Annotated in this window: 22 protein-coding genes and 1 pseudogene; 20 read left to right on the forward strand and 3 right to left on the reverse strand. The window is 43.8% G+C overall.

The genetic code is table 11. The features are described 5' to 3' along the window. Window positions 1–52 precede the first annotated feature (52 nt). The gene (locus tag MHH46_RS16250) at window positions 53–202 is read left to right on the forward strand and encodes a hypothetical protein (RefSeq protein ID WP_179088133.1); all 150 of its coding nucleotides are present in this window, start codon (window positions 53–55) and stop codon (window positions 200–202) included. A gap of 134 nt (window positions 203–336) precedes the next feature. Here MHH46_RS16250 and MHH46_RS16255 read toward each other — a convergent pair whose 3' ends face one another. Continuing rightward, window positions 337–864, reverse strand: coding sequence for a DUF1036 domain-containing protein (locus MHH46_RS16255; RefSeq protein WP_076130509.1), 528 nt, complete (start codon window positions 862–864; stop codon window positions 337–339). A 563-nt stretch (window positions 865–1,427) separates the two neighbouring features. On the opposite strand from MHH46_RS16255, the gene MHH46_RS16260 reads away from it, so the two are divergent. From MHH46_RS16260 to MHH46_RS16275, 4 genes are all read left to right on the forward strand, one after another. Then, the gene (locus tag MHH46_RS16260) at window positions 1,428–2,063 is read left to right on the forward strand and encodes a TetR/AcrR family transcriptional regulator (RefSeq protein WP_076184924.1); all 636 of its coding nucleotides are present in this window, start codon (window positions 1,428–1,430) and stop codon (window positions 2,061–2,063) included. Window positions 2,064–2,270: 207 nt separating this feature from the next. Further along, the gene (locus MHH46_RS16265) at window positions 2,271–2,411 is read left to right on the forward strand and encodes a hypothetical protein (RefSeq protein ID WP_179086262.1); all 141 of its coding nucleotides are present in this window, start codon (window positions 2,271–2,273) and stop codon (window positions 2,409–2,411) included. A gap of 241 nt (window positions 2,412–2,652) precedes the next feature. Next, window positions 2,653–3,663 (forward strand): LLM class flavin-dependent oxidoreductase, encoded by a 1,011-nt coding sequence (locus tag MHH46_RS16270; protein WP_076190296.1) that lies wholly within the window; start codon window positions 2,653–2,655, stop codon window positions 3,661–3,663. Between the two features lie 65 nt (window positions 3,664–3,728). Then, window positions 3,729–4,244 carry a nuclear transport factor 2 family protein gene (locus MHH46_RS16275; RefSeq protein ID WP_076130512.1) on the forward strand — a complete coding sequence of 172 codons (516 nt, stop codon included), beginning with the start codon at window positions 3,729–3,731 and terminating at the stop codon, window positions 4,242–4,244. A gap of 195 nt (window positions 4,245–4,439) precedes the next feature. On the opposite strand, the gene MHH46_RS16280 is transcribed toward MHH46_RS16275, so the two are convergent. Beyond that, window positions 4,440–5,090 carry a metalloregulator ArsR/SmtB family transcription factor gene (locus MHH46_RS16280; protein ID WP_076130513.1) on the reverse strand — a complete coding sequence of 217 codons (651 nt, stop codon included), beginning with the start codon at window positions 5,088–5,090 and terminating at the stop codon, window positions 4,440–4,442. A 166-nt stretch (window positions 5,091–5,256) separates the two neighbouring features. On the opposite strand from MHH46_RS16280, the gene MHH46_RS16285 reads away from it, so the two are divergent. From MHH46_RS16285 to MHH46_RS16325, 9 genes and pseudogenes are all read left to right on the forward strand, one after another. Further along, window positions 5,257–6,660 (forward strand): MFS transporter, encoded by a 1,404-nt coding sequence (locus MHH46_RS16285; RefSeq protein WP_076184920.1) that lies wholly within the window; start codon window positions 5,257–5,259, stop codon window positions 6,658–6,660. A gap of 18 nt (window positions 6,661–6,678) precedes the next feature. Beyond that, on the forward strand, window positions 6,679–7,038 hold the full coding sequence (locus tag MHH46_RS16290; protein WP_076184918.1) for an iron-sulfur cluster assembly accessory protein: 360 nt from the start codon (window positions 6,679–6,681) through the stop codon (window positions 7,036–7,038). 23 nt (window positions 7,039–7,061) lie between these two features. Further along, window positions 7,062–7,346, forward strand: a complete 285-nt coding sequence (locus MHH46_RS16295) for a HesB/YadR/YfhF family protein (protein ID WP_076099150.1) — start codon at window positions 7,062–7,064, stop codon at window positions 7,344–7,346. 155 nt (window positions 7,347–7,501) lie between these two features. Beyond that, entirely contained in the window at window positions 7,502–8,299 is a 798-nt protein-coding gene (locus tag MHH46_RS16300; protein ID WP_256716470.1) for an AraC family transcriptional regulator, read from the forward strand. Between the two features lie 208 nt (window positions 8,300–8,507). After that, the gene (locus MHH46_RS16305) at window positions 8,508–9,818 is read left to right on the forward strand and encodes an NtaA/DmoA family FMN-dependent monooxygenase (protein ID WP_076190294.1); all 1,311 of its coding nucleotides are present in this window, start codon (window positions 8,508–8,510) and stop codon (window positions 9,816–9,818) included. Between the two features lie 25 nt (window positions 9,819–9,843). After that, window positions 9,844–10,894: pseudogene (locus MHH46_RS16310) on the forward strand (NAD(P)/FAD-dependent oxidoreductase). A gap of 25 nt (window positions 10,895–10,919) precedes the next feature. Beyond that, window positions 10,920–11,867 (forward strand): ABC transporter substrate-binding protein, encoded by a 948-nt coding sequence (locus tag MHH46_RS16315; protein WP_076190293.1) that lies wholly within the window; start codon window positions 10,920–10,922, stop codon window positions 11,865–11,867. 133 nt (window positions 11,868–12,000) lie between these two features. Continuing rightward, window positions 12,001–13,920, forward strand: a complete 1,920-nt coding sequence (locus MHH46_RS16320; RefSeq protein ID WP_076190292.1) for an AraC family transcriptional regulator — start codon at window positions 12,001–12,003, stop codon at window positions 13,918–13,920. Between the two features lie 273 nt (window positions 13,921–14,193). Continuing rightward, complete coding sequence (locus tag MHH46_RS16325; RefSeq protein ID WP_076190291.1) at window positions 14,194–17,490, forward strand: chitinase N-terminal domain-containing protein; 3,297 nt, start codon at window positions 14,194–14,196, stop codon at window positions 17,488–17,490. Between the two features lie 137 nt (window positions 17,491–17,627). Here MHH46_RS16325 and MHH46_RS16330 read toward each other — a convergent pair whose 3' ends face one another. After that, complete coding sequence (locus tag MHH46_RS16330; RefSeq protein ID WP_081387761.1) at window positions 17,628–18,308, reverse strand: hypothetical protein; 681 nt, start codon at window positions 18,306–18,308, stop codon at window positions 17,628–17,630. A 233-nt stretch (window positions 18,309–18,541) separates the two neighbouring features. On the opposite strand from MHH46_RS16330, the gene nikB reads away from it, so the two are divergent. The 6 genes from nikB (at window position 18,542) to MHH46_RS16360 (ending at window position 24,467) form a co-directional block, all read left to right on the forward strand. Then, window positions 18,542–19,486 (forward strand): nickel ABC transporter permease, encoded by a 945-nt coding sequence (gene nikB / locus MHH46_RS16335; RefSeq protein WP_256717171.1) that lies wholly within the window; start codon window positions 18,542–18,544, stop codon window positions 19,484–19,486. Window positions 19,487–19,509: 23 nt separating this feature from the next. Further along, complete coding sequence (nikC, locus tag MHH46_RS16340; RefSeq protein WP_076184910.1) at window positions 19,510–20,355, forward strand: nickel transporter permease; 846 nt, start codon at window positions 19,510–19,512, stop codon at window positions 20,353–20,355. Further along, complete coding sequence (locus tag MHH46_RS16345) at window positions 20,352–21,137, forward strand: ABC transporter ATP-binding protein (RefSeq protein ID WP_076126508.1); 786 nt, start codon at window positions 20,352–20,354, stop codon at window positions 21,135–21,137. The genes nikC and MHH46_RS16345 overlap by 4 nt, the downstream gene beginning before the upstream one ends. A gap of 37 nt (window positions 21,138–21,174) precedes the next feature. Next, on the forward strand, window positions 21,175–22,023 hold the full coding sequence (locus MHH46_RS16350) for an ATP-binding cassette domain-containing protein (protein WP_076190290.1): 849 nt from the start codon (window positions 21,175–21,177) through the stop codon (window positions 22,021–22,023). 69 nt (window positions 22,024–22,092) lie between these two features. Next, complete coding sequence (locus tag MHH46_RS16355; protein WP_405132497.1) at window positions 22,093–23,715, forward strand: nickel ABC transporter substrate-binding protein; 1,623 nt, start codon at window positions 22,093–22,095, stop codon at window positions 23,713–23,715. After that, entirely contained in the window at window positions 23,715–24,467 is a 753-nt protein-coding gene (locus tag MHH46_RS16360; RefSeq protein WP_076184908.1) for a class I SAM-dependent methyltransferase, read from the forward strand. Before MHH46_RS16355 ends, MHH46_RS16360 begins: the two co-directional genes overlap by 1 nt. Window positions 24,468–24,473: the final 6 nt, after the last annotated feature.

Genomic DNA, 24,473 nt, shown 5'->3' on the forward strand with positions numbered 1-24,473 from the left:
ATTCATACGATGAAAATAACATCCAGAAGAAATTATGATCCTATTGTCGAGTATGGACAAAGAGCATTCTGCAGCACGTATCTACGTTCCGGGCATAGGTGAATTCACGATTGTACTACAAAAGAAAGAGGGTAGCAGCGGGACAGCAGCAGAAGAACGCATAATACCGGCAGCAGGGTTAACAAGGAACCCTTATCTTTAGTGATAATCAGTAACTCAACCTTCTTCCGGTAAGGAAGAGGCTGGGGGTTTGTATCTTGAAGTTTTGTATATGAGAGAAGTTGAAACAGTCTTGGACTGAATACGAAAGTCCAAGACTGTTCTACTTTTTTCCACCTAATGTTTCGAGATAGATTTCCTGCCTGCAGCAGGTTGTACTACTCGAAGACCTTTAATAGGAGAGGTACTCCGGCCAACATTTTTCCTTTTACCAGGAACTGCCGTGTTGACATTTAAAAACTTAGATTGACTTTGAATACTAGTGGATACAATATTAACCGTGTAATTTCTGTAGTTACCAATACTGATTTTTCTCAATCCAAGCCTTCTACAAAGCGGAGCAGCACAGTAACCTGCGCCACCACAAAGTTTGAAAGCATTTTGCGGTAGAGTAAGATAGTTAACACCTGACCATACAAGACGCCTATCTGCAGATTCGGCATAGTAATATATCTCACGATTGTTGACTGCCCCATTCAATACCTCTACCGTTTGACCTGGATTAATTGTGTACCAACCTACCGCTTCATACCAGCTGGGCCAAGGTATTAAGGGGATAGAGCCCTTATTACAGCTTGCAGAGGAGTAATATGCAAAGGCAACATATATGGTTACACTGGTACTATTACGAAAACTAAGTCCCATTGCATTCAGCTCCTTTATTTTTGATAGAATAAAGTATGCAGTTTAATAGAAGAAAGGAATGGACATTAAGAAAATAATTTCGAATCGATTGGGTTGCTCATATGAAGAGCCAGGGTAGATAAATTAAGAAGAGACCTCTCGCGTGCCGTCCTTTATCTATGTCATCCTATTTTATCGATCGAACTTATTAATTCGTCAGAGGACGTAGATCTGTTCTGTTTGGTCCGAGTCAAAAAAACATATGTGGATGTATATATTAGAAACATAACACCTGCAGGGTTGTAATGAGTATTTGCTCTGACTAATAGTTAAATTAATCCAAGCATTTTTCATACAGACGCTCCCCTATGTGTCGATGAAATATCAACAGTGACTATAGTGAAGAAATGCGTGAACTGGTATACACACTAGGCAAAACTTTACTTAGATTTCTGGTCGAACTCCGCAGACCTGTTCCAAGGCTGACTTATTTCCAATGACATGTACAACATTAAGAGTATCAAGTAAAATGGCTGATATAAGAATTCTGAATGTATTGGTTTGATCAGGGAGGGAGTTTTACAATGAAGAAAAAGGTACTAACTGAACGTCAGTTAAAATCGCAACAAGTCAAAGAAAATATACATAATGCAGCCATCAGGATGCTGAAAGAATATGAATACGACTATTTAACGGTTCGTAATGTATGCAAAGAAGCCAACGTATCTACAGGTACGTTTTATCATCATTTTAAAAACAAAGATGATCTTTTGACCTATTATTTAGCATACGGGTACGAAAAGTACATGGATGAAAACGAGATTCTGTTTGATGATGATGTGAAAAAGAACATCGCTCAAATTTATCATATTTACATTTCTTATTGTATGGAGATGGGGATTGAATTTTTATCAAATTACTATTCCACTAAAAATAAAAGCTTAAATACACGTGATAAACATTCCCCAGAAGAAATCCACAAGGTTCCATTTTTTGAAAAGTCGATCATTGCCATAAAACATGGGCAAGAACAGGAATTTATATCGCCAGATGTAGATATACATGAAGCTGCTAATGATATTTGCACTTTAGTTAAAGGACTCATCTTCGAGTGGTGCCTGACAGATGGGAGCTATGACCTACAAAAGAATGTTCAAAAAATCTTAAGGATTTATTTGAATAGTATAGTTACAGAGGCGTATAGAGCTTTGTACGAATAAATTTTTGGAAATAGTTATTTGACAACTATGGATTTTTGCTTTAAATTTAGAACATGTTCTAGAAATGGTTATTTGTTCTCTGGGCAACGCCAACCGGGGGTCTTTATGGAGACCTTAGGATGAAAAACTATTTACTGAGCGTTTGAGTACTTTACACGGTGATCGTCTTCCCCTAGTGGCAGTAGGTTTTATTCATAGTCCAGAAGAATGCTAGACATCCTAAACAGTGGGATTACTCTTGTTGCCAAGGGTCGGGAATTTATTGTGGAACCGCATTGGGTGAAGAAGGTGATGGATGGGAATGAAGGAGATATTGCTTGGGAGAAACTATTTTTTATCGAAGGTTAGGTACCCGTGGCGAAAAAAATGAATAGGGTGGTGTAAGGGCGGAACTATGGATTAAAATCTCGAAGTAAAGCAAAAATTTCTAATTTAGAAAACTAGTAAACATAAATAACAGGATAATCATATTAACCTTTTATATGCATGCGCATGCAAATATATGGGTGTTTTCAAAATAAATACGCCAACTAATTGTTCAATACGAAGATAATAAATATTCCCTTATAAAAGGAGCCCTATGAGAAACATGATTTCAATAAACATATTGGACTATTCGCCAGTGGACGAAAATTACGATGCACAAGAAGCATTGATTCAGACAACAGAGTTGGCAAAAAGAGCGGATCAACTTGGATATAAGAGATTTTGGGTATCAGAGCATCACCAAATGCAGTCCTTAGCAGGAAGTACTCCTGAACTGCTCATGATGCATCTTGCGGCTTCAACAAATCACATAAGAATCGGTTCTGGAGGAGTGATGCTTCCTCATTATAGCTCGTATAAAGTGGCTGAAAACTTCCGGATGCTAGAGGCTCTGTACCCTAATCGTATTGACTTAGGTATAGGAAGAGCTCCCGGAGCAAATAGATTAGTCACTCACGCACTTAATGAAGAGAAAACTAGACCACTTTCCTATGAGCAACAAGTTATGGATCTAAAAAGTTTCTTAACGAATGATTTTCCAGAAGAACATCGTTTCAAAGATTTGTTCACTACGCCTGATATTTCTACAACTCCAGAAATGTGGGTCTTGGGTGGGGGAGGAGGAAGTGCCAAAATAGCTGCTGATAATGGCGCTGCATATACGTTTGCTCATTTTATTAATCCTTATGGAGAAGGGATAAGAGCAATAAATCACTATCGAGAAAACTTTAAACCATCCAAATTGTTTAAAGAACCTCATGTAATGATTGCTGTATTTGCTGTAATCGCAGAAACAAATGAAGAGGCAGAAGAGCTCGCAAAAGCATTTGATTTATGGCTTTTGAAAGCTGAGTCTGCACAAACTCCAAATTCTTACCCTTCAATTGAAACTGCAAAGATCTATTCATACAGTTCATTTGAGAAAGAAACTATTCATCGTAATCGCAATCGCGTTGTAGTTGGTGATGTAAATCATGTTAAGGAACAAATTGAGAATCTTGCAAAAAAATATGGAGTGAACGAAGTAACTATTCTGCCAAATATCTCAGGAGCTAATAATAGAGTTAAATCTATTGAACTGCTGGCGCGAGCTTTTAATTTGAAAGAATTATAATTTTTATTAAGGATTAGAAAAACGGAGCACAACTATCAAATTTATCATTGAAGGGGAAGTCGAAAATGTTGAATTTAAATGAATCATTAAACGATAATCTAAGCTTAGAACAAAGAATAGCTCGGTTAGAAGATATTGAAGCAATCAAACAGTTAAAGTATCAGTACGCACGTTATTGTGATAACCATTATGACCCGGATGGAATCGCCTCATTATTCATACCAGATGGACATTGGTTAGTTACTGGTATTGGTGGCGAGGCAACAGGCCATGATGAGATAAAGAAGCATTTCGTTGCAGCTTCTAAGGATATTGTATGGGTCGTACATTATATAACGTCACCAGAAATCGTAATAGCTTCTGATGGGAATAGTGCTATTGGAAAGTTTTATTTGAACTGTCTTGCTACCATTATTAATAAAAATGATAGATCCCAAGAAGACGCAGTAGTAATGACCGGGAACTATGTTGATCATTTCGTTAAGGTAAATGGAAAGTGGTACTTCAAAAAATTAAGCGGTGCTATAACTCAAGCGTCTGAATGGACAGATGGTTGGGTTCGTAAGCCTTGGATTGATTGAAGTATTCCTGCGTTATAAACCATTAGAGGGTAAAAGCTAAAATATAACAACCCACAGCCAAGATCATATTTATTATAAATCTCGGCTGTGGGTTGTTATTTATTTGTAATGAATATTATGATAATGGTTCATATCGCTAGTCATTGGATGCTCATGTGTGACATGGAAAGGGTTTGGAAAGTGCCACAGCAATTGTCAGAGTCTAACCGTATAAACACAGTTTCTTCCTCCCGCTAATATGTACTCCCCCCGTTCAATATGAACATTATTACCTAGAACAGTTTTAAATAGATGTAACTCATTTTTGCATAACCCGGTACATACAGCAGCAGCTTCACAGATCGGGCAATGTTTCTCAATGAATAAAAGACTGCCATCATCCTGCTCCTTAACCTCGGCCATATACCCTTCACTTGTTCGAATCTCAGCTAGTTTCTCCAGCTTCACTCTAACGTCTGCTGTATCACCAAGATGCTGAAGATATTGTTCTTGCATATTCTTATTTCGAACAGCCAGCAGCTTGTCCAGCCCCTCGTTTCCGAAAGCTTCTTTCATGGAATGGATCAGACTGACGGATAAATCCGAATATCCGCTTGGAAAAAACCGATCGGCCGCGGGTGTTAAGATCCATAGCTTGGTGGGTCGCCCCATGGGACGGGACTCTTCTTTATTAGTAACCAGCCCTTCTTCTTTCAGCGCATTCAAATGTTGACGAATAGCCATTCCAGATAGCGAAAACTGCGAGGAGAGTGCCATAACATCCATTCCCCCTTGCTGCTTTAACAGATCAATGATCGCTCTTCGGGTCTTGGTTGAGACATCCTTTTTGGTTTGATTTCGGCTCAAGGTGCACCTCCTTTTGAAGCAACTAAATCTACATCACAGACTACATTTTAAACAAAATTGTTGACAAAGTCAAAGCTGAACTGTAGCTTAGACATTATAAACAAAAATGTTTACTAAGTGTCCGGATACGATGTATACATACCAATTTTCTTGGAGGTCACATTTCATGTCGTCTAATCATCAAAGTATTTTCAGCCCACGTTATTTTGCACTATCCATAGGTATTATTCTGTCAGTGATGGCCGTTGGATTCGAAGGCCTGTCCGTAACCACCATTGCTCCTTCAATTGCTGGAGATTTGAACGGCCTTAGCCTGTTTGGCTGGATATTCAGTACGTATCTGCTTGCGCAGATTATCGGAACTCTGGTCGTCGGTCGAATCATAGATAGAAGAGGACCTGCAGTACCGTTCACTATCGCACTTCTTTTGTTTATCGTTGGGTTGATTGCTGCCGCAACATCAGGCGATATGTATACCATGATAGGATCACGGGCCATGCAGGGTCTGGGTGCCGGAGCTATGATGACTTGTGTGTACACAGCAATATCCTTAAGCTACCCGGATGAATTACGCGCCAAAATACTCGGAGCATTTGGTACGGCCTATGTTCTTCCGTCCATGCTCGGTCCATACGTTGCAGGTCTTATCGCAGATCAGTGGTCCTGGCGGTTTGTTTTCTGGGGAATATTACCGATCCTGATGATTTCAGCACTGCTTAGTTTACCTGCGTTCACGAAATTAAAAACACCGAAGACGCAAGGGGATATCGGAGCTTCATCAACTTGGAATGCGTTACTGTTAACGATGGGTACAGGGATTTTCTTAGTTGGTCTAAGCATGCTTCCGAGCATTATGGGATTTGTTTTAGTCATTATCGGCTTAGTACTTATGATATTTCCGCTCCGCAAACTGCTACCGAAGGGAACTCTTACGCTTAGAAGAGGCATGCCAGCTATTCTGGCAACACGTGGGCTGTTCTTCGCTGCCTATACCAGCACACAGAATTTCTTGGTATTGGCTCTAATCGATGTGAAAGGAATAACGCCTTCTCAGGCCGGATTGATTGTAGCGAGTGCTGCGTTGAGTTGGTGCGTCATAGCGTATCTGCAAGGACGGTGGGATTCAGCAGATCAGGGCCGTGGACGGCATACGCGAATTATTCTGGGTGTATTGCTGCTTGCCATAGGGATTACTATCGTATTTTGGATACCCGTTGTGACCGTTACCGTAGCAGTTATTGGACAGATCATCGCTGGAATCGGTATTGGATTGGCGCATCCGATTAGCGGTGTTGTGGCGTTTTCTCAGACAGGAGAAGGAGGTGTCGGCAACACCTCGGCTAATCTGCAATTTGCGGATTCTTTTACACCCGGTGTAGTTATCGGGATCGGCGGTTCCATCCTTGTGGTTTGTCAGGCTGGCGGAATGTCACTCCAATCCGGATTAATTGTAGCAATGGGTTTCCATCTCTTGTTGATTGTAATGAGTTTATTTGCGAGCACTCGGATCTCACCAGTAGCTGAACAAATAGGAACGGGTATCCAATCTTTAGGTTTGAAAAACAAATAAACGAAGGAGGAGTTCACAATGTTCATCGAGGTCAGTGACAAAGCATCAGAAAAAATCGCCGAAATCTTATCAAGTGCGAATATCCGAAATCCATTTCTAAGAGTGGGTGTTGATGAAGGAGGATGCAGTGGACTATCCTATACCCTAGTCGTGGATGAGCAGCAAGCAGAAGAGGATATTATATTAAATAAACAAGATTTTAGTATATTGGTTCACCCGAATAGTATTCCATATATTGACGGTCTTGAAATTGACTATGAAGAGAGTGGAATGGTAGGCGGATTCACTATGAATAACCCTAATGCAAAAGCTTCATGTGGATGCGGAGCCAGTTTCAGAATGGCCAATTATCGTGGCGAAATAAAAAAATGTGATTAAACAGCAGGAAGGAGAGAAGAGGAATGATATCATTTGCAGTATCCGAAAAAGCATTGGATTCATTTAAGAATGAATGGGGTTTGGAAGAGGGGCAATATGTAAGAATTTATGCAAAATATGCCGGTGGAGGCTCTGATGCTTTCACTGTTGGAATTAATGCAAGTGCTACACCGATCGATCCCGCATGGGTTCAATCCATTGGCGGATTTCATTTCTTTGTTGAAAAAACTGATGTTTGGATTTTACAGGATGAACTTCTTCAAATTGATTGTAATGAAAACGGCATATTTTCAACCAAAATCTCCTGAGCATCTTCTTGGGTTGCAATTTACAGTAGAATATCTACTACACTTCTAGCAATTTCGCATACTATTGTCTATACTGTTTTAAATAAATATCAGAATTGGATCTGATTTTTATAAGAAGCATGGTGCTAGGAAGCAGGTGCAGAGCATTGATAAATTTGGACAAATTAGCAAAGGCATTTACTAAAGGTGTCTATGAAATAGAAGATAGAAGCCGCTTAGTCATCCAGCCCAAAAGCTTATTAAGTGAATTCACCACCGTTAAGCATGGATTTCTATTTATCATTCGCGGGGGAGCCAGAATTCGTGTGAATGGAACGGTATATGAATTACGGCCAGGATCAGTTTTTCATGCTGCTCCGGGCATGCAGTTAGATTCGCAGGTTATAGGACAATCTGAGCTCGAGTATTACTCCCTTTTTTATAAATTGGATATGCCGGAAGAAATGAATAGTACTCACGAATTTGACTCTCATTTCAAGCTGGAGCCGGGAGCGAATCTAAAAATTATTGAATTACTAATTATGCTCCATCAGAATGCCCATCCATCCGGAGAAATTGGGAAGCTGCGTATCAAGGAGTTGTTCTTAAGCCTGATGCACCAGGTTCTGATTGCGTGCAGTTACAGAGAGAACGATCGTTCTCCGAATCAAAGAATGGTAGACGAAGCCCTTGCGTATATTAAACTTCATTATATGAATTCACTTACACTCGGTGAGTTAGCGGAACTGCATGCAATGAGTGCCAACCGCTTCTCTTACCTCTTTCATAAATATACGGGACTACGACCCATCGACTATGTCGTTAATTATCGTTTGGAACGGGCCTGTGAATTACTCAAAGCAGGTAATTTTCCTATCCGCGAGATTGCTGACCGTGTCGGTTATGACAATCCACTATATTTCAGCCGATTATTCAAAAAGAAATTCGGTGTTTCTCCCTCTGCCTATAAATAATGTACATAATGAGCTTCTTGTACTTGAACTACGTCTGCAGCTACTGGTGATAAGCCAGAAGTGCAGACTTTTTTTATTTAGATTAAATAATGATGCATGCTGGATTTGAGATTTGTACATTTGAATTTATTTAAATTTTTGATAAACTCACCTTTGTGACTGAGAATCATTATCAGTAAATTGATTTATAAATGAAAGGCTGGTAGATATGACAGAAAAAAGACCCAGACAATTATGTATTGGCCTGTCCTTAAATGCAACCTGGATGAAAGGAGACGGCTGGCGGCACCTGGATAGCAGAGTTGAAAAGATGGAGTCTATTGATTACTATATTGATTTGGCAAAAATGGCTGAGAATTCAAAGCTCGATTTTCTTTTCAGAGCTGATTATCTGTATGTTAGCCCACAGATGTTAGGAGATTCCTCAAATTTCGGCAGCCCAGACCCTGCATTGTTTTTTGCAGCGATAGCTCGTGAAACCGAGCGGATCGGACTGGTAACGACGATTTCCACTACTTTTAATCCGCCGTATGTTGTTGCAAGGCAGCTGCAGTCCTTACACTGGCTGAGCAATGGACGCGCCGGCTGGAATATTGTCACTTCTATTGAAGGCGCCGATAATTTCAGCGCCTCACCCATGCCGTCACCGGAAGAGAGATATGCCATGGCTATGGAGTTCACGGATGTTGTATGCAAGCTTTGGGAGAGTTTTCCGAATGAAGCGATTGTTATCGACCGTCAGACAGGTATGTTTTCGGATAAGGATAAAGTGACTGCCATTAATCATTCCGGGGAATTTTTCAGTGTAAAAGGGCCGCTTACTTTGCCTGCTCACAAGTCAGGAACGCCGCCGCTATTCCAAGCTGGGGCTTCGGATATTGGACGGAATTTCGCCTCATCTGTAGCTGATGCTATTTTTGCCGCAATGCCGGATATCGAATCGGGAGTGGAACTAAGGAATGATCTGAGAAGAAGAGCGGCTGAGCAGGGCCGTGATCCGGATGCTATCAAAGTTTTGCCGGGCTTATATTTTTTCCTGGCCGATACGCGCGAAGAAGCACTTGAATTACATAAGGCTGCACATGCGAATTTAAGCCTTGAACGCAGACATGCTTCGCTTAAATCGGTGCTGGGTCTTGATTTAAGCGGTTATCCCTTAGATAAGCGAGTAACTGCCGATATGTTACCCGATTCCAGTCAGGCCGTCCGCAGCCGGACTCATGCTGAGTTGTTACGGCGGTATATTATTAAAAATCAGCCTACAGTGAAAGAAATCTTGGACAGGCCGGAGGTTGTCGGATCTGCACATTGGGTATCTGTCGGGACAGTCGAGGATGTGCTGAACGATATTATTGAACGGTTTGAAGCGGGGGCTATAGATGGCTTCATCGCCCTGCCAGGCGGTTCGGAACAATCTATGGAGCTGTTTTTTGAGAAGTTGGTACCGCAGCTGGTTGAAAGAGACTTATTCCGGAGCGAATATACGGGTAGCACTTTCCGTGAGCATTTAGGGATTTAAAAAAGAGAAATGAGGCGATTGAACGATGCATGAAGAGGAATTGTTTGATGTTACGATTATTGGCGGCGATCCGGCTGGATTATTTGCTGCATTTTATAGCGGACTCCGTGAAATGAAAACCAAAATTATAGAATTCCAACCTGTGCTTGGCGGCAAAGTGCATGTCTATCCGGAAAAGATGATCTGGGACGTGGGAGGCTTACAGCCTATTCTTGGCTCGCAGCTTATTGAACAAATGGTTGGTCAAGGGATGACTTTCCAACCGGAGGTTGCCTTTAATGAAAAGGTCACATCCATCTCGCAAGATGAAGCAGGTTACTTTATTTTACACACAGCCGCAAACCGGAAGCATTTCACTAAAACTGTCATATTGGCCATTGGAGGAGGCATTTTGAAGCCTGTCAAGCTCGAAATCAAGGGTGCCGAAAGATTCGAAATCACAAATTTGCATTATACGGTGAAGTCACTTGCCCGCTTTAAAGAGAAGACTGTCCTAATATCGGGAGGCGGCCATTCTGCTGTAGACTGGGCGAATGAACTGGCTCCGATTGCCAAAAAGGTGTTTCTGACGTACCGGAAAGAGAACTTAAAGGGGCATGAAGCCGATATTTCACGCTTGGCAAACAATGGCGTAGAGTGCTTGTTAAATACTTCAATCGAAAAGTTGATTGCCACACCGGATCACGAAAGAATAGGGACTGTACTGCTAAAAAAGTAATGACAACGGAGAGGGATTTGAGCTGTCTGTCGATGAGGTCATCATTAATCACGGTTATGAGCGCGACAAAGAACTGCTGGTGAACAGTGAAATTAAAATGGATCTGTGGGAACACCGGATTTCAGGATCAGTAATGAGCGGGACATCCGTGCCGGGTATTTATGCGGCAGGGGATGTTCTACATCATGAGGGGAAACTGCACCTGATCGCGGGGGCATTCCAGGATGCTGCCAATGCGGTAAACCAAGCCAAACAATACATCACACCGGAGGCAAATTCGTCCGGGATGGTGTCTTCACATAATGACCTGTTCACGCAGAAAAACCGTGATTTAATGAAGCATTTATACAGACAGTAATGATAACAACTCAAGGGGGAGCCAAATGAAAAGACTATATGGATGGATTACATCCTTAATTATACTAGTAGGATTACTGGCTGGGTGTTCCGAAACTTCAGTCACGCCTACACCAGAAGTTGGCAAGATCGAAGAAGCAGGATGGCCAAGAACAATTGCGGATGCCAGCGACAATGGAGTGGTGCTCAAGACACGACCTGGGCGTATAGCGGTTCTGCATCCCTTGTATTTAGATTACTTTTTTGCTCTTGATACGCCTCCAGTCGCATCAACTAACGCAGCGGAAGCGATGAAGGATTTTGCTACTTTACAGCCTTACGCTGGAACTGCTGAAATCATTGATTTGGGCAGCAGCAATGCGAATCTGGAAATGATCATGGAAGCAAAGCCTGATGTGATTGTAACCTTCAAGGGTTCTGTTGATAGCAATTATGAAGAGTTGAATAAGATTGCACCAGTCATCTTAATTGACTACACCGATACCTGGGAAAAAACGACGATGCTGTGTGCTCAGATTGTTGGTAAAGAGACATTAGCGGAACAAGCCATTAAGGAAACCCAAGAAATGATTGCAAAAACAAAAGAACAGCTAAGTAGTCTTGAGAATAAAACCTTTGCTTTACTACGGGTCGACGGAAAAGCTAATTTTAATGCTCAAGGCTCTAAAAACACGATGTACTACAATCAAACTGTAGGCTTCGGGTTGTTGCCACCGAAGGGATATCCTGAAGAGGGAGGGGCCCTTTCTCTGGAAGGGATATACAGCATGAATCCTGATTATATTATTATCCAGCATGATATGGATATCGCAAAGGCAGCCATCAAGGACAAGGAAACTTCGAACGTGTGGAACTCACTGGAAGCAGTGAAAAACAATCATGTTCTTATCTTTGATAACTCACTTAATAGCGCAAGTATCCTGGCTGTCCGTTTGGCTGCAGATCATTTTCTGCAATTGGCGTCTGAACAATAAATTTATATTAAAAAATCCGATTGCACCTTTTAGGGCAATCGGATTTTTGTTATTAAGATAAATATATTGACTATTATTGATAATGGTTATCATTTATGATGAGGATTAGACAGATAACGGAGGGGTAGTCATTATGTACAAAAGCAATGAAATATTGCTTTGGGACCAAGCGACGGTCAAGTTATTGGATGTGCGCCATATTGAAAGGGTTCAAGGCGAAATTCTTCATAAGTACAAGATTCCTGCCAGTATATTTTTACTTTCGGTACAAGGGAGCGCTCAAGTTCAGTTAGATCACTCTGAATTTTCTTTTACAGGTTTTCAAGTCCTGCATAGCGGGAAAGGGGCGATACTTAATATTGTTCCGACAAGTAAGAATTTTGTTTACTATATCATTTATTACCGTGCATGGATTCAAGAGGAGGATCTGTTCCAATCACAATATTGTTTTTCCCCTGATGCACCCATTTTACTTTATAACAAAATGCAATTGATGTATCAAAAATGGAACGAGCAAGAAGAGAGACTCAACGTAAAATCACTTTTTTATCAATTCATTCATCAGGTTTTAAAAGAATTACATAGAAAAGAGACTGAGGTGAAACAGACCAGTGTTGCAGTCCAAGTAATCACCTACATTCAGGAGTACTATGCGGAGCCAATTACATTAGATTCTCTTGCGGAAGTATTTAATTTCAGTGCTTATCATTTGTCATCCTTGTTTAAAGAGTACACAGGCATGAGTCCGATTGATTACTTAATTCGGTTTCGGCTTGAACTTGCAACAGAGCTTTTAATGACAACAGATGCTTCGGTCGGGGAAATATCAGCAAGCGTTGGTTATAAAGACGTATATTATTTCAGCCGAATTTTCAAGAAAAGAAAAGGTGTATCCCCTGCACATTTTAGAACAAAAGAGTCACAGCGGCCAATAGTTGCTGAAAGTCCATTAAACTTCCCCACATCCTCTATTTTTGAACCCATCGTTCAACAGTATATTAATAATGATAATCATTATCATAATACGGAAAAAGGGGAATTACATATGTTTAAAATGACAAAATCTCAGACGACGGCCGCTTTACTGCTTTGCGGTTCTCTATTATTAGGTGCTTGCTCAAGTGGGACGGGTACTGCTACGAAGGAACAAAGTAATGGAAATGGAACCGTAAATCAAGCAACATCAAAAGAAAGTACGAACACTCGAATAGTATCAACGCCTAAGGGAGATGTGGAAGTACCAGCAGAGCCGAAAAGAGTGGCGGCTGACCAATATATGGGGCATTTATTGAAATTAGGAATTGTACCCATCGGAGCAAGAACGTTTATGCTGGATGAAGGCTGGATGGAAAAAGCGGACATACCCAAAGAAACGATCGAGAAAATTGAGGATTTAGGGGATTTCCCTTTAAATCTGGAAAAATTAACGATGCTAGATCCGGACTTAATTATCGGTTCGATCGATGAGAACATAGAACAATATGAGAAAATTGGGACCACTGTTTTTCTGCCTTATTGGGAGGGGTTAAAAACAGCAGGGCCGCTTGATAAATTTAGGAGTGTAAGCAAAATATTCGGAAAAGAAAAAGAAGCAGAAGAATGGATTACGGAATATGAACAGAAAGTAGCTGAAGCAAAGTCTAAACTTGCCGGGGTTATCAAGGAAGGGGAAACCGTTTCGATTGTTCAGTTTTCACAAAAGGCGGTATACGTCTTAGCGGCAAAGGGAGGAAACTATGGTTCTTCCACTATATACAATATGCTTCAGCTGCCTCCAACAGAAAGTGCAAAAAATATGGCGGAGGGATTTGAATCGATTTCATTAGAAGTGCTTCCAGAATATTTAGGTGATTATGTTTTTGTTTATAATGGCGATGCGGATGCTACCAATAAAGCAATGGAAAGTAACATATGGAAAGGCATCCCTGCAGTGAAAAATGGAAAAGTTTATTTGTATGGTGATAATTATCATGATGAATTCGTAATGGAAGATCCTTTTTCATTAGAGCTTCAGCTTGATACGATTGTGAATTTGTTACTTGGTTATCAGTAAATTAGGAGAGAGCGAAACGGAGCATTTATCCGTTTCGTTTTTTTTTGCTAATATCCCGATAGTCCAATCCTTCATCATAAGCCTCAGCAACTGTGACTTTTTTCATAATACCCTTTCTATATTCGACCCGTTTTATAGGCCAAAAGTATAATTTTTACAGCAGTTTACATAAATCTATCTTTTTTTTAATTGTTTTGAGATAGGATAGTAGATGTCTAGCAGGTGGGTATTTATGGTAATTACTCACCGGACTATATCTTGAGGAGGAAGGGTATGAAGGAGAAGAATTCAGTTTGGAAAAAGAGGCTGATGAACAGCACTCTAGCTGTGGCGGTGGCCGTACCACTTCAGCTGTTCACGTTCGGAGCCGGTTCGGCGGTATTCGCAGAAGGACCAAACGATCCTGCACCGTACATTGAGGCCAAAGTCGTCAATGAGCATGCAGGCCAGAAGATCCTGTTCGACAACACCCATGAGCAGACTGCGGGAGCAGCCGATTGGGTGATTGACGGCGCTTTTTCAGACTTTGGGAATGCCCTTGCCCAGGAAGGCTATTATGTCAAAGAACTCCGCAAGACGACTCCAATTACTTTGAGTGATCTTTCCGATTATGATGTCTACATCGTCGCCGAATCCAACGTGCCCTACAAAGCAAGCGAGCAGCTTGCGATGGCGGAATATGTGGAGGATGGCGGCAGTATTTTCTTCATCGGCGACCATTATAACGCCGACCGCAACAAAAACCGCTGGGATGGTTCAGAAGCTTTCAACGGCTACCGCCGTGGAGCATGGGACAATCCAGCCAAAGGCATGAATGCCGATGAGGTCGCTTCTGCAGCCATGCAGGGTGTGGTTAGCTCTGACTGGCTGGCGGACGAGTTCGGTGTCCGTTTCCGCTACAATGCGCTTGGCGACATTAACGCAACCAACGTCGTGGCTCCCGATCAAGCCTTCGGCATTACAACGGACGTATCAGCGGTAGCTATGCATGCCGGTTCCACGCTGGCCATTCTAGACCCAACCCGTGCGAAAGGTATCGTCTACCTGCCGCAAACCAATGCTGCCTGGGCCAATGCCGTAGACCAGGGGGTCTATAACGGCGGCGGTGTGGCAGAAGGTCCCTATGTGGCAGTTGCTAAAAAAGGCGCCGGCAAGGCAGCCTTCATCGGTGACTCATCTCCTGTAGAGGATGCAACACCGAAATACCTGCGCGAAGATACCGGCGCCAAGAAAACAACTTACGATGGCTTCAAGGAAGTGGACGATGCCACACTGCTGGTTAACACCGTGAACTGGCTCGCCGAGCAGGAGAGCTATACGGATTTCACCCAGGTGAATGGCCTGACGCTAGATCAGCCGACAACACTGCTGCCATTCGAGGAGCCGGCGCTGTCCACTGAGCCGCAGCCGGAGCCTTGGGCTCAACCTAATGCTGGCTACAAATGGTATGATCGCAGCACCTTCAAAGCAGGCTCCTACGGCGGACCGGCAGCCACTGCAAGTGCGGTTTATAACTTCACGCACCAGGCTGTGCTGCCAAATGCACAGAATTTTCAGATTCGGGTGAGTGCAGATAATCTTCCTGCAGGCACAAGTGTATCCGGCTTCCAGGTAGGTGTCTACCAGGTAAGCAGCGGCGCCCAAATCGCCAAGATTCAGAACAGCGACGGTACCTGGCCAAGCAGCTACGGCTATAGCTCCTCATTCAATCTGACAGCTGATCTGAACGGTCATGCCTATAAGGATCTGACGATCCAGATCAAGCCGGGCACCACAGCTGCATCCAATCTGCGCCTCCGCCAGAACAGTACAAACCTCAAGACTGAATCGGTGACGCTGGGCAATGTTCCTGCTGAACCGCTTCCGGCTGAGGAAGATCCCATTCCGGCTACAATCTCTATCAGCGACTCCCGGGCTAAGGCAGCCGGATCACTGGTAACGGTGGAGGGGACCGTGACGACTGAGCCGGGTATCTTCGGCGGACAGTCCTTCTATCTCCAAGATGGAACGGGTGGGGTTTATGTCTTTCAGAGTCAGAGCGGCTTCCACGTTGGCGATAAGGTCAAGGTAACAGCGTCCACCGCATTGTACAACACAGAGCTGGAGCTGACAGAAGCAGTGCAAATTGCGAAGACGGGCACGGCGACACTGCCGCAGCCGATTGCGGCGAGTATGGTGAATGATGCCAACCAAGGCCAATTGGTTCAACTGAACGGTGTGACCGTGGCGAACATTATCAACGCTACGCCAAGCGGCTCCTTTGAATTCGACGCCGTCAATGCCGACGGGACAAGCAATCATGTGCGCGTGGATGCCCGGACAGGCATTACTAAGGATAACTTCCCTTATACAGAAGGACAGAAACTTAATATTACAGGTGTTTCCGCAATTTTTAAAGGCATCTACCAGCTCAAGCCGAGAAGCCTCGATGACTTCGCCGCAGCAGCAGAAGAGGGGGCTCCGGTAACAACGGCGACGCTTTCTGCCGAGCCTAATGCTTCCGGCTGGTTTAACCAGCCGGTCACCGTTACCCTGAAGGCGAATACAGATACAGCTAATGTTTATTACTCGCTGAACGGCAACAAGGAAGCTGAGTACAGTACACCTGTGGACCTGAAGGATGATGGGCGGCATACATTGACATACCATGCTGTGCCGGCAAAAGGCAAAGTGGAAGATCTAAAGACGCTGAACCTCAATATTGATACGGCTCCACCGGTTGCCGAACTGAAAGAATCCGGTCATGAGGTGAGAGATGTAGAAGAAGGAGCACAGCTTTCCTTTGAATTGACTGCTGACGATGTATTGTCAGGTGTCACCTCGAAACAGCTTCTATTAGATGGAAGACCGATTGCCGAAGGCCAGACCCTGAGCGCCGCCGATTTAGGCGCCGGCCCCCACACCGTGAAATACATCGTGCATGACGCGGCCGGCAATACGACTGAAAAGAGCAATACGTTCCAGGTTATTGGCGGCCAGGTGATTGCGACTGGTAAGCCAGGACAAGCTGTGCTATCCTCCAACAGCAGCTATGCTAATGGACTTAGTGATGGTAACTATACAGTCACCATGAACCTATGGTGGGGTAATAACGGCACGAGTTACAAACTCTATGAGAACGGCACACTGATTGATTCCAAGACACTGAAAGATGTATCGCCGGCTGCCCAGACGGCAAGTACAGAGCTTCATGGTAAGGTGAACGGCACTTATGTTTACACTGCGGAGTTAATCAACAAATATGGCACGACCAAGAGCGATCCGCTTACGGTCACCATAAGTAACTCCGCGCCGGGCAAGCCGATACTATCCGAAGATAACTGGGACGGAGATGGCACCTATAAGGTGTCGATGAATCTGTGGTGGGGGACTAACGCTACAGAATACCGCCTGTATGAGAACGGGGAGCTCATCGACTCGCAGCCGCTGAATGCCCATACGCCTTCGGCACAAAGTGCAGCAACCACTATCAGCGGACGCACTGCCGGTGTGTACGAATATCGGGCGGAGCTGGTCAACGCGGCGGGAGTGACTGCCAGTGATACGATCAAGGTAACGGTCATCCGCTAAACAGACTGACAGTAACAATAAAAGTAAAAAACGAAGAGCGCCGGATTCCAGGCCGCTCTTCGTTTTTTACATTACCATTAGTTCAATTGTGCCTCGCAAAAAGCCCTTGTTCGCACCAGGGCTGCAAATCATGTGGATTATAGGCCGCTATCATCGGTAGTTTCGTAACCATAGTCGAAGGTCTCGATAGTACCATCATCATATTGAAGTGTGAGCTGGTCAATAATAATCGTATGTATTGTATTCTGATATGTAAAATCACTGAAAATAAATAAAGTATCATTGGGCTCAACCGGCCCCACATATTTAAGTGAAAAGCTGCTCTTGCCGTTCAGCTGATCATTGGAAGGATCGCCTACTGGATTAAACGTGCTGATGTGGGCAGTGTAATAATTGATCCTTTTTCCAGTTAAGTTGTCAGCTTCCCAGGTTAGCTTAACAGCATCGGCAGAGTTCGTACTATACTTGAATTCTAATGGCGCACCAATCCCTTGCCCGGATGGGGTATCTGCTACTGACAGATCTTCAGAGTCATCACCAACGGGTCCAGTATCATCGTCCGAAGGCATATCTTCCAAGACAACGGCTTCCGGGGAAGGTGAAGGTGAAGATTCAGTAGGATTGGATCCAGTAGTGTTGGATTCAGCAGCAATAGCAGCTTTATCTACGGTACTAGGCGGTATTTCTTCGATAACGGGATTACTTGCCACAGTCTGCCCATTCAAGCGTGTTTCAACGCTAGGGGCCACGTAAATCCCTAAAAGAAAAGCTATCATGATGGATAAAACATAGATGAGGACTAGATTGAACCGACTCAAATACACACTTCCTTTATTGTTATTTTTAATATGAACCTACTTATAATGACATGATTCCTAAGGATTTGACAATATTATTGTGAAAAATAGTTGCGACTGTGCAGAGACCAAATGTTTAAAGATCAACTCATTTAATAGGGGTTGATTTTTTTATGTCCTACATAAAATAAATCAATTTAAGACTATTAATTTAAAAAGATTATGCTATAATCGTAATTATTACGATTAATATTTTGGAGTTGAATGCCATCAATCGATACTTGTTGCAACGCTTATTGCAGCTCATCCCCGTGCTGCTCGGCATCTCTTGCATTACCTTTGCGCTGATGCATTTAACACCAGGTGATCCAGCGGAGATCATGCTGCGTGCTGACGGCATCAAACCTACGCAGGAAGCTATTGAGGCGACCAGACATACACTTGGTCTGGATGGTCCTGTACATAAGCAATATTTTCACTGGTTGAACCGGGTATCCCATCTCGATTTTGGCTTATCTTACAGCAGCGGTCGTCCAGTGTTCACAGAGCTGATGAGTCGTTTTCCGGCAACTTTACTGCTCAGTGCCTGTTCCGTATTGTCCGCTATTCTTATTGCCCTGCCGATAGGAGTGGGGTCTGCATTATATCCGGGTAGAATGCTTGATCGACTGGGAAGAGTATGTGCAATGCTCAGTGTTTCAATGCCAGGATACTGGCTAAGTCTGCTTCTGATTTATTATGGTGCGGTGAAGTTTAAGCTATTTCCTGTGATGGGAATGGATGGGGTATCCAGTGTCATTCTACCTGCCCTCACACTAGGATTTGGTATGGCAGGAGTCTACATCCGCTTGATTCGTTCCAGTCTCCTAGACGTTTTGGGCAAGCGTTACATCACAGCAGCTAGAGCTAAGGGGCTGCAGGAATGGAGAATAATCATTCGGCATGCACTTCGTAATGCGCTTCTTCCGAGTCTTACCCTCCTTGGGGTTAACATAGCGGGGCTATTAGGCGGTTCCGTTATTGTTGAAACTATATTTTCTTGGCCGGGAATTGGTAAGTATGCCATTGAGGCGATTTTTGCGAAAGACTATATTGTCATTCAGGGTTACGTATTATGGATGGCTGTTGTCGTTGTCCTGATTAACTTGACAGTGGATTTATTACATCTGCTGCTGGATCCGCGAATCAGGCTGCGGTGACGATTTAGAAGGAGCGGATTGTCATATTTCGTATTAGCTTATTTAAGAATAAGGGAGCAAGGTTAGGAGCGGGCATAGTACTTTTGTTCATATCCGTTGGACTCTTTGCCCCATGGCTCTCACCTTCCGATCCGCTGCAGATTCACATGGAACTCAAACTGGCTACACCTTCCTGGCAATACCCGCTCGGTACGGATCATCTGGGACGTTGTGTCTTATCCCGATTAATCTATGGGACCCGAACCTCCCTGAATGATTCGTTTATGGTGTTGATCGTTGTTTTTGCGATTAGCATCCCTGTTGGTTTACTGGCTGGTTACGCTGGCGGCAAGATCGATCATTTGATTATGCGGATCATAGATATATTGCTTGCCTTTCCCAGCTTAATCCTATCCCTTGCTATTACAGCCATGCTAGGTCCCAGTATGAAGAATCTGCTAATCGCATTTGCTGCTGTCTGGTGGACGGGGTATGCCAGAGTGATACGCAGTATGGTCCTTCAAATCAAGGAAAGTGAATATATTACAGCGGCCAAAGCGTCAGGCACTTCTCATTTACAAATTATTTTCAGGCATATTCTGCTGAACGCAGCCCGGCCTATTCTGGTTCTTGCTTCTATGGAAGTGGGTACGATTATGCTCTCCATTGCGGGTTTGTCCTTTCTGGGTTTGGGAGCTCAGCCGCCTACACCGGAATGGGGAGTAATGCTGAACGACAGCCGTGCCTATATTCAAACGGAGCCGCGGTTGATGCTATTTCCGGGAATGATGATCATGCTGGCGGTTCTGGGCTTTAATCTGTTGGGAGAAGGCTTGCGACAACCAGAGCGTGCTTTCAATTCTGTAGTAAAGTGGGGGGCCAGAATATGATGGCAGAGTCTCCACTGCTGAAGGTCAGTCATTTACGCACCTGCTTTCACACAGGCAGTTATAAAGTTACAGCGGTTGATGATGTCAGTATCGAGGTGAAATCCCGGCAGATTGTCGCACTTGTAGGTGAGAGCGGCAGCGGTAAAAGTGTTACGGCAATGTCCATATTAGGATTAGTAGATTCTCCAGGCATAGTTGAGAGTGGAGAAATCTGGCTTAAGGGTAACAATCTACGTGAGTGCTCCAGCCGTCAGTTACAGAAACTTCGGGGAACAGAAATGGCTGTTATCTTTCAAGATCCTATGAACGCGCTGAATCCGGTACTTACTATTGGCAGGCAGATCATGGAGACGATTAAACTGCACAAGCGTATATCGGGAAAAGAAGCAAAGCTGCTTGCCATGAGGCAGATGGAGCAAGCAGGGCTCAGCGAGCCTAAATTGCTTTTCAATAAATATCCTTTTCAAATTAGCGGTGGTATGTGTCAAAGAGTAATGATCGCCATCGCCCTGGTATCCGGAGCACAATTGCTAATTGCAGATGAGCCTACAACGGCATTGGATGTAACCATTCAAGCCCAGATTCTTAAAGAGCTGGACCGAATCAGATGGACAAACAATGTCGGCATTCTATTAATTACCCATGATCTTGGCGTTGTTGCGGAGCTTGCAGATTATGTATATGTGATGAAGTCCGGGAAGATTGTGGAATCAGGCAATGTGTTTGAACTCTTTTCTAATCCCGTGCATCCCTATACTAAATACTTAATGGAGTGCAGATAACAACGGTAATATTACATTTTTCAGGGACGTGGTGATCTTGAAGTTATTGGAAGCGGTAAGCCTGAACAAGAAATATGAGTTGGAAAGGGGGTGGTTCACACGTAATGCCAGAAGTGTTCATGCCGTCAACAACCTGTCTCTCAGTCTGGAGAGCGGTGAGACCCTTGGTTTAGTGGGGGAAAGTGGCTGTGGTAAGAGCACTTTGGCCAGACTTCTGCTGGGACTGGAGAAACCCTCCTCCGGAAGAGTTATGTACCGGAACGAGGATTATACGGATTGGACCTTTAGCGAAATGCGCATGATCCGCAGGAAGATGCAGATGGTGTTTCAGAACAGTCTGGCTTCATTTAATCCGTTGTTTACGGTAGAGCAGATTATCGGGGAGCCTCTTCGAAACTATGGAGAGAGGAAGGCTGGAGCCCGCAGGGCCACCGTAACAGACACACTTGAGCTTGTGGGACTTGAACGGCAGCATATTCACCGCTATCCGCATGAACTCAGCGGCGGACAGCAGCAAAGGGTCGGAATTGCGCGCGCAATCGCCTTGCGGCCGGAGCTGATTATCTGCGATGAACCTTTCTCAAGTCTCGATGTCACCCTGCGAAAGCAAATGATGGATCTGCTGCAGGAGTTGAAGCATGAGCTGGGATTATCCTATGTATTCATTACACATGACTTGTCAGTTGTAAATCGTTTTTGCGACAGTGTGGCTGTGATGTGTCAAGGGGAAATTGTAGAGAAGCAATCGGGTGCAACCATGTTGCAGCAAGCAGACCACCCTTATACAAAAACATTGCTCTCCTCGGTACCTGTGCAGGACCCCCTCTTAAGAAAGAAGAGACTGGGAGAGGAGTGGCAACCCAGCCATTCCTATGATGTTAAGTAGAGAAAGGATGTACCAAGAATGAGAACGAACCCTAAGACAAAAAACCTATTAACAAAATCGTTATTCTTTATGCTTCTTGTAATAGTTGTGTTGATATCAGGTTGCAGCAACAGTAATAACAGCAATTCTACGGCTAGAGCCAATAATACCGCCAATAATGAAGCTGCACAAGGATCTGAAGCTCAGGACAAGACAGTCACTGTTGCTATATCGTCTGATGCCGGTATAGACCGATTGGATGCCGGTGCCTATGATGGTTCGATGAATGTGCACGCGATGATATATGAGGGGTTAGTGGAGTATGGTGAAAAAGGCGAAATACTGCCGTCGCTTGCGGAGTCTTGGGATATTTCAGAAGATGGGAAAGTATATACGTTCCATCTTCGCCATGACGTCAAATTCTCTGACGGTACGGAGTTTAATGCCGACGCAGTTAAATTCTCCTTCGAACGCTGGATTAAGGATCCAGCCAATTCGTTAAATGTAGCAACTGCGATGCAATCCCTTGTTGTTGTGGACGAACATACGATCACAATGACATTCAACAAAGCGTATTATCCCTTCTTAACCGAGTTATCCTTTGCAAGACCGGTCCGAATTATCAGCCCTTCCGCTGTGGAACCCGCAGGAGATATTACGGGTAAATTCATCAAAGCGATTGGAACTGGCGCATGGATGGCAGAGAGCTACAAAACAGATCAGGAAGCCATACTCGTCAGAAATCCGAATTATTGGGGAGAAATGCCGAAGCTGTCGAAAATTATTTTGAAGGTAATCCCAGATCCACAGTCCAGAGTACTAGCGCTGCAAGCTGGAGACATTGACATTGCAGGGGGACAAATGGGAAAGATTCCAGTCGAAAGCGTGCCAGTGATTGAAGCGGATTCTTCACTAACTTTGCAAAAAGCACAAGGAACAAACTCTCATTTCATGATCTTTAACTACAAAACGCCCGCACTTCAAGATCTGAATGTGCGCAAAGCTATCAATTTGGCAATTAATAAAAAAAGCATTGTCGAAGATCTTATGGACGGTATCGGTAGTGAAGCTCAAGGCCTGTTCCCGCTGACAGTTCCTTATGTGACGGAGTCCAATAATACTTGGTACGGCTTCGATCCGCTGGAAGCGAAGAAACTGCTAGCAGCTGCCGGTTACACGGATTCGGACGGAGATGGAATTGTACAGAAGGACGGAGCGCAGCTTGAGCTTAATTTCGTGCTGCAGCAGGCTGAATATCCCGAATGGAAGTCCATCAGTGAACTGGTTCAGTCTGAGTTAAAGGAGATTGGCATTAGAGTGAATCTTCAGGTTCTTGAGCCGAATGCTTATTATGATGCCTTATGGACAAGCAAAGCTTATGATCTAATCATGTACCGGACTTATGATGATGCTTATAATCCGCATGCATTCTTGCTGTCCCTATTTCATAAAACAGCTGACGCATCTGCTGTCGTATGGTCTGATCCTGGACTAGAATCACTGATTGACACAGCAGTAGGAACAACCGATATTCAGGAACGTCAGACCGCATATGACTCCATTTTCTCCAAATTGTATCAGGAGGCTATGTTTGCAGCTATTTATTTCCCTGACGATATCTTAGCAGTAAATAATAGAGTGACTGGATTTAAACCGGGGTACTCCACCTTTATGCCGGTCTTCTGGAATCTACTCGACATAGGAGAAAAATGATGTTAAAAGAGATTTCGAAATACTGGACATCAAGCTCGGAGAGTTATGACAAAGTCATACAGACTCAATTCCGCAGCAAAAAAACCATAAACCTCTGGAAACAACTGCTTATTAAAGGGTTGGGAACAACTCCCCAGCAAAAGGTGCTGGATGTGGGAACAGGGCCTGGCTTTTTCTCCATACTCTTATCACAGATGGGTCATCTGCCTACAGCGGTGGATACCTCTCAGGGAATGATCGATAGAGCTTCACGAAATTTTGAGAGTTATGGATATAAAGTTCCAGCTTATGTCGCTGATGCTGCCGATTTGCATATGGAGCTAGAGAATAGCTTTGAGGCAGTGGTCTGCAGGGATGTAGTATGGACGCTTCCTGATCCACAGAGGGCTTATGCTGAATGGTACCGGATTCTAAAACCGGGCGGGACCCTGATTATTTTTGACGGCAACTATTTGTATAAAGAGAGCAAGACTGTATTCCATAGACTTTGGTATGCCTTGTCCTGGACACTGATTCTACTCACAGAACAAAGAATCCGCCAGCGAAGCAGTCAAGATAAAAGCCTGCTAAGCGAGTTGCCATATGTTAATGTATTACGGCCTGAAGCTGACGAGACAGCGCTGAAACAGGCCGGGTTCCGAACCATTGATGTTCACCGGAACTTTATCCCTGCCCGTGCGATGCCGCTAGATTATTTGAAATACGGTTACCAGAATGTAAACCGGTTCATGATACTTGCCAAGAAGGAGTGAATGATA

This window comes from Paenibacillus sp. FSL H8-0175 (assembly GCF_045040615.1).
GTDB classification, from domain to species: domain Bacteria; phylum Bacillota; class Bacilli; order Paenibacillales; family Paenibacillaceae; genus Paenibacillus_AQ; species Paenibacillus_AQ odorifer.

What these genes read in the sequence shown, in the direction of transcription:
- MHH46_RS16360 (WP_076184908.1), top strand. Translation starts at nt 23,715, where the DNA reads ATGTTAAAAGAGATTTCGAAATACTGGACATCAAGCTCGGAGAGTTAT.
- MHH46_RS16260 (WP_076184924.1), top strand. Translation starts at nt 1,428, where the DNA reads ATGAAGAAAAAGGTACTAACTGAACGTCAGTTAAAATCGCAACAAGTC.
- MHH46_RS16250 (WP_179088133.1), top strand. Translation starts at nt 53, where the DNA reads ATGGACAAAGAGCATTCTGCAGCACGTATCTACGTTCCGGGCATAGGT.
- MHH46_RS16255 (WP_076130509.1), bottom strand. Translation starts at nt 864, where the DNA reads ATGGGACTTAGTTTTCGTAATAGTACCAGTGTAACCATATATGTTGCC.
- MHH46_RS16325 (WP_076190291.1), top strand. Translation starts at nt 14,194, where the DNA reads ATGAAGGAGAAGAATTCAGTTTGGAAAAAGAGGCTGATGAACAGCACT.
- MHH46_RS16265 (WP_179086262.1), top strand. Translation starts at nt 2,271, where the DNA reads ATGCTAGACATCCTAAACAGTGGGATTACTCTTGTTGCCAAGGGTCGG.
- MHH46_RS16295 (WP_076099150.1), top strand. Translation starts at nt 7,062, where the DNA reads ATGATATCATTTGCAGTATCCGAAAAAGCATTGGATTCATTTAAGAAT.
- MHH46_RS16285 (WP_076184920.1), top strand. Translation starts at nt 5,257, where the DNA reads ATGTCGTCTAATCATCAAAGTATTTTCAGCCCACGTTATTTTGCACTA.
- MHH46_RS16275 (WP_076130512.1), top strand. Translation starts at nt 3,729, where the DNA reads ATGTTGAATTTAAATGAATCATTAAACGATAATCTAAGCTTAGAACAA.
- MHH46_RS16320 (WP_076190292.1), top strand. Translation starts at nt 12,001, where the DNA reads ATGTACAAAAGCAATGAAATATTGCTTTGGGACCAAGCGACGGTCAAG.
- MHH46_RS16305 (WP_076190294.1), top strand. Translation starts at nt 8,508, where the DNA reads ATGACAGAAAAAAGACCCAGACAATTATGTATTGGCCTGTCCTTAAAT.
- MHH46_RS16355 (WP_405132497.1), top strand. Translation starts at nt 22,093, where the DNA reads ATGCTTCTTGTAATAGTTGTGTTGATATCAGGTTGCAGCAACAGTAAT.
- MHH46_RS16345 (WP_076126508.1), top strand. Translation starts at nt 20,352, where the DNA reads ATGATGGCAGAGTCTCCACTGCTGAAGGTCAGTCATTTACGCACCTGC.
- MHH46_RS16315 (WP_076190293.1), top strand. Translation starts at nt 10,920, where the DNA reads ATGAAAAGACTATATGGATGGATTACATCCTTAATTATACTAGTAGGA.
- MHH46_RS16270 (WP_076190296.1), top strand. Translation starts at nt 2,653, where the DNA reads ATGATTTCAATAAACATATTGGACTATTCGCCAGTGGACGAAAATTAC.
- MHH46_RS16290 (WP_076184918.1), top strand. Translation starts at nt 6,679, where the DNA reads ATGTTCATCGAGGTCAGTGACAAAGCATCAGAAAAAATCGCCGAAATC.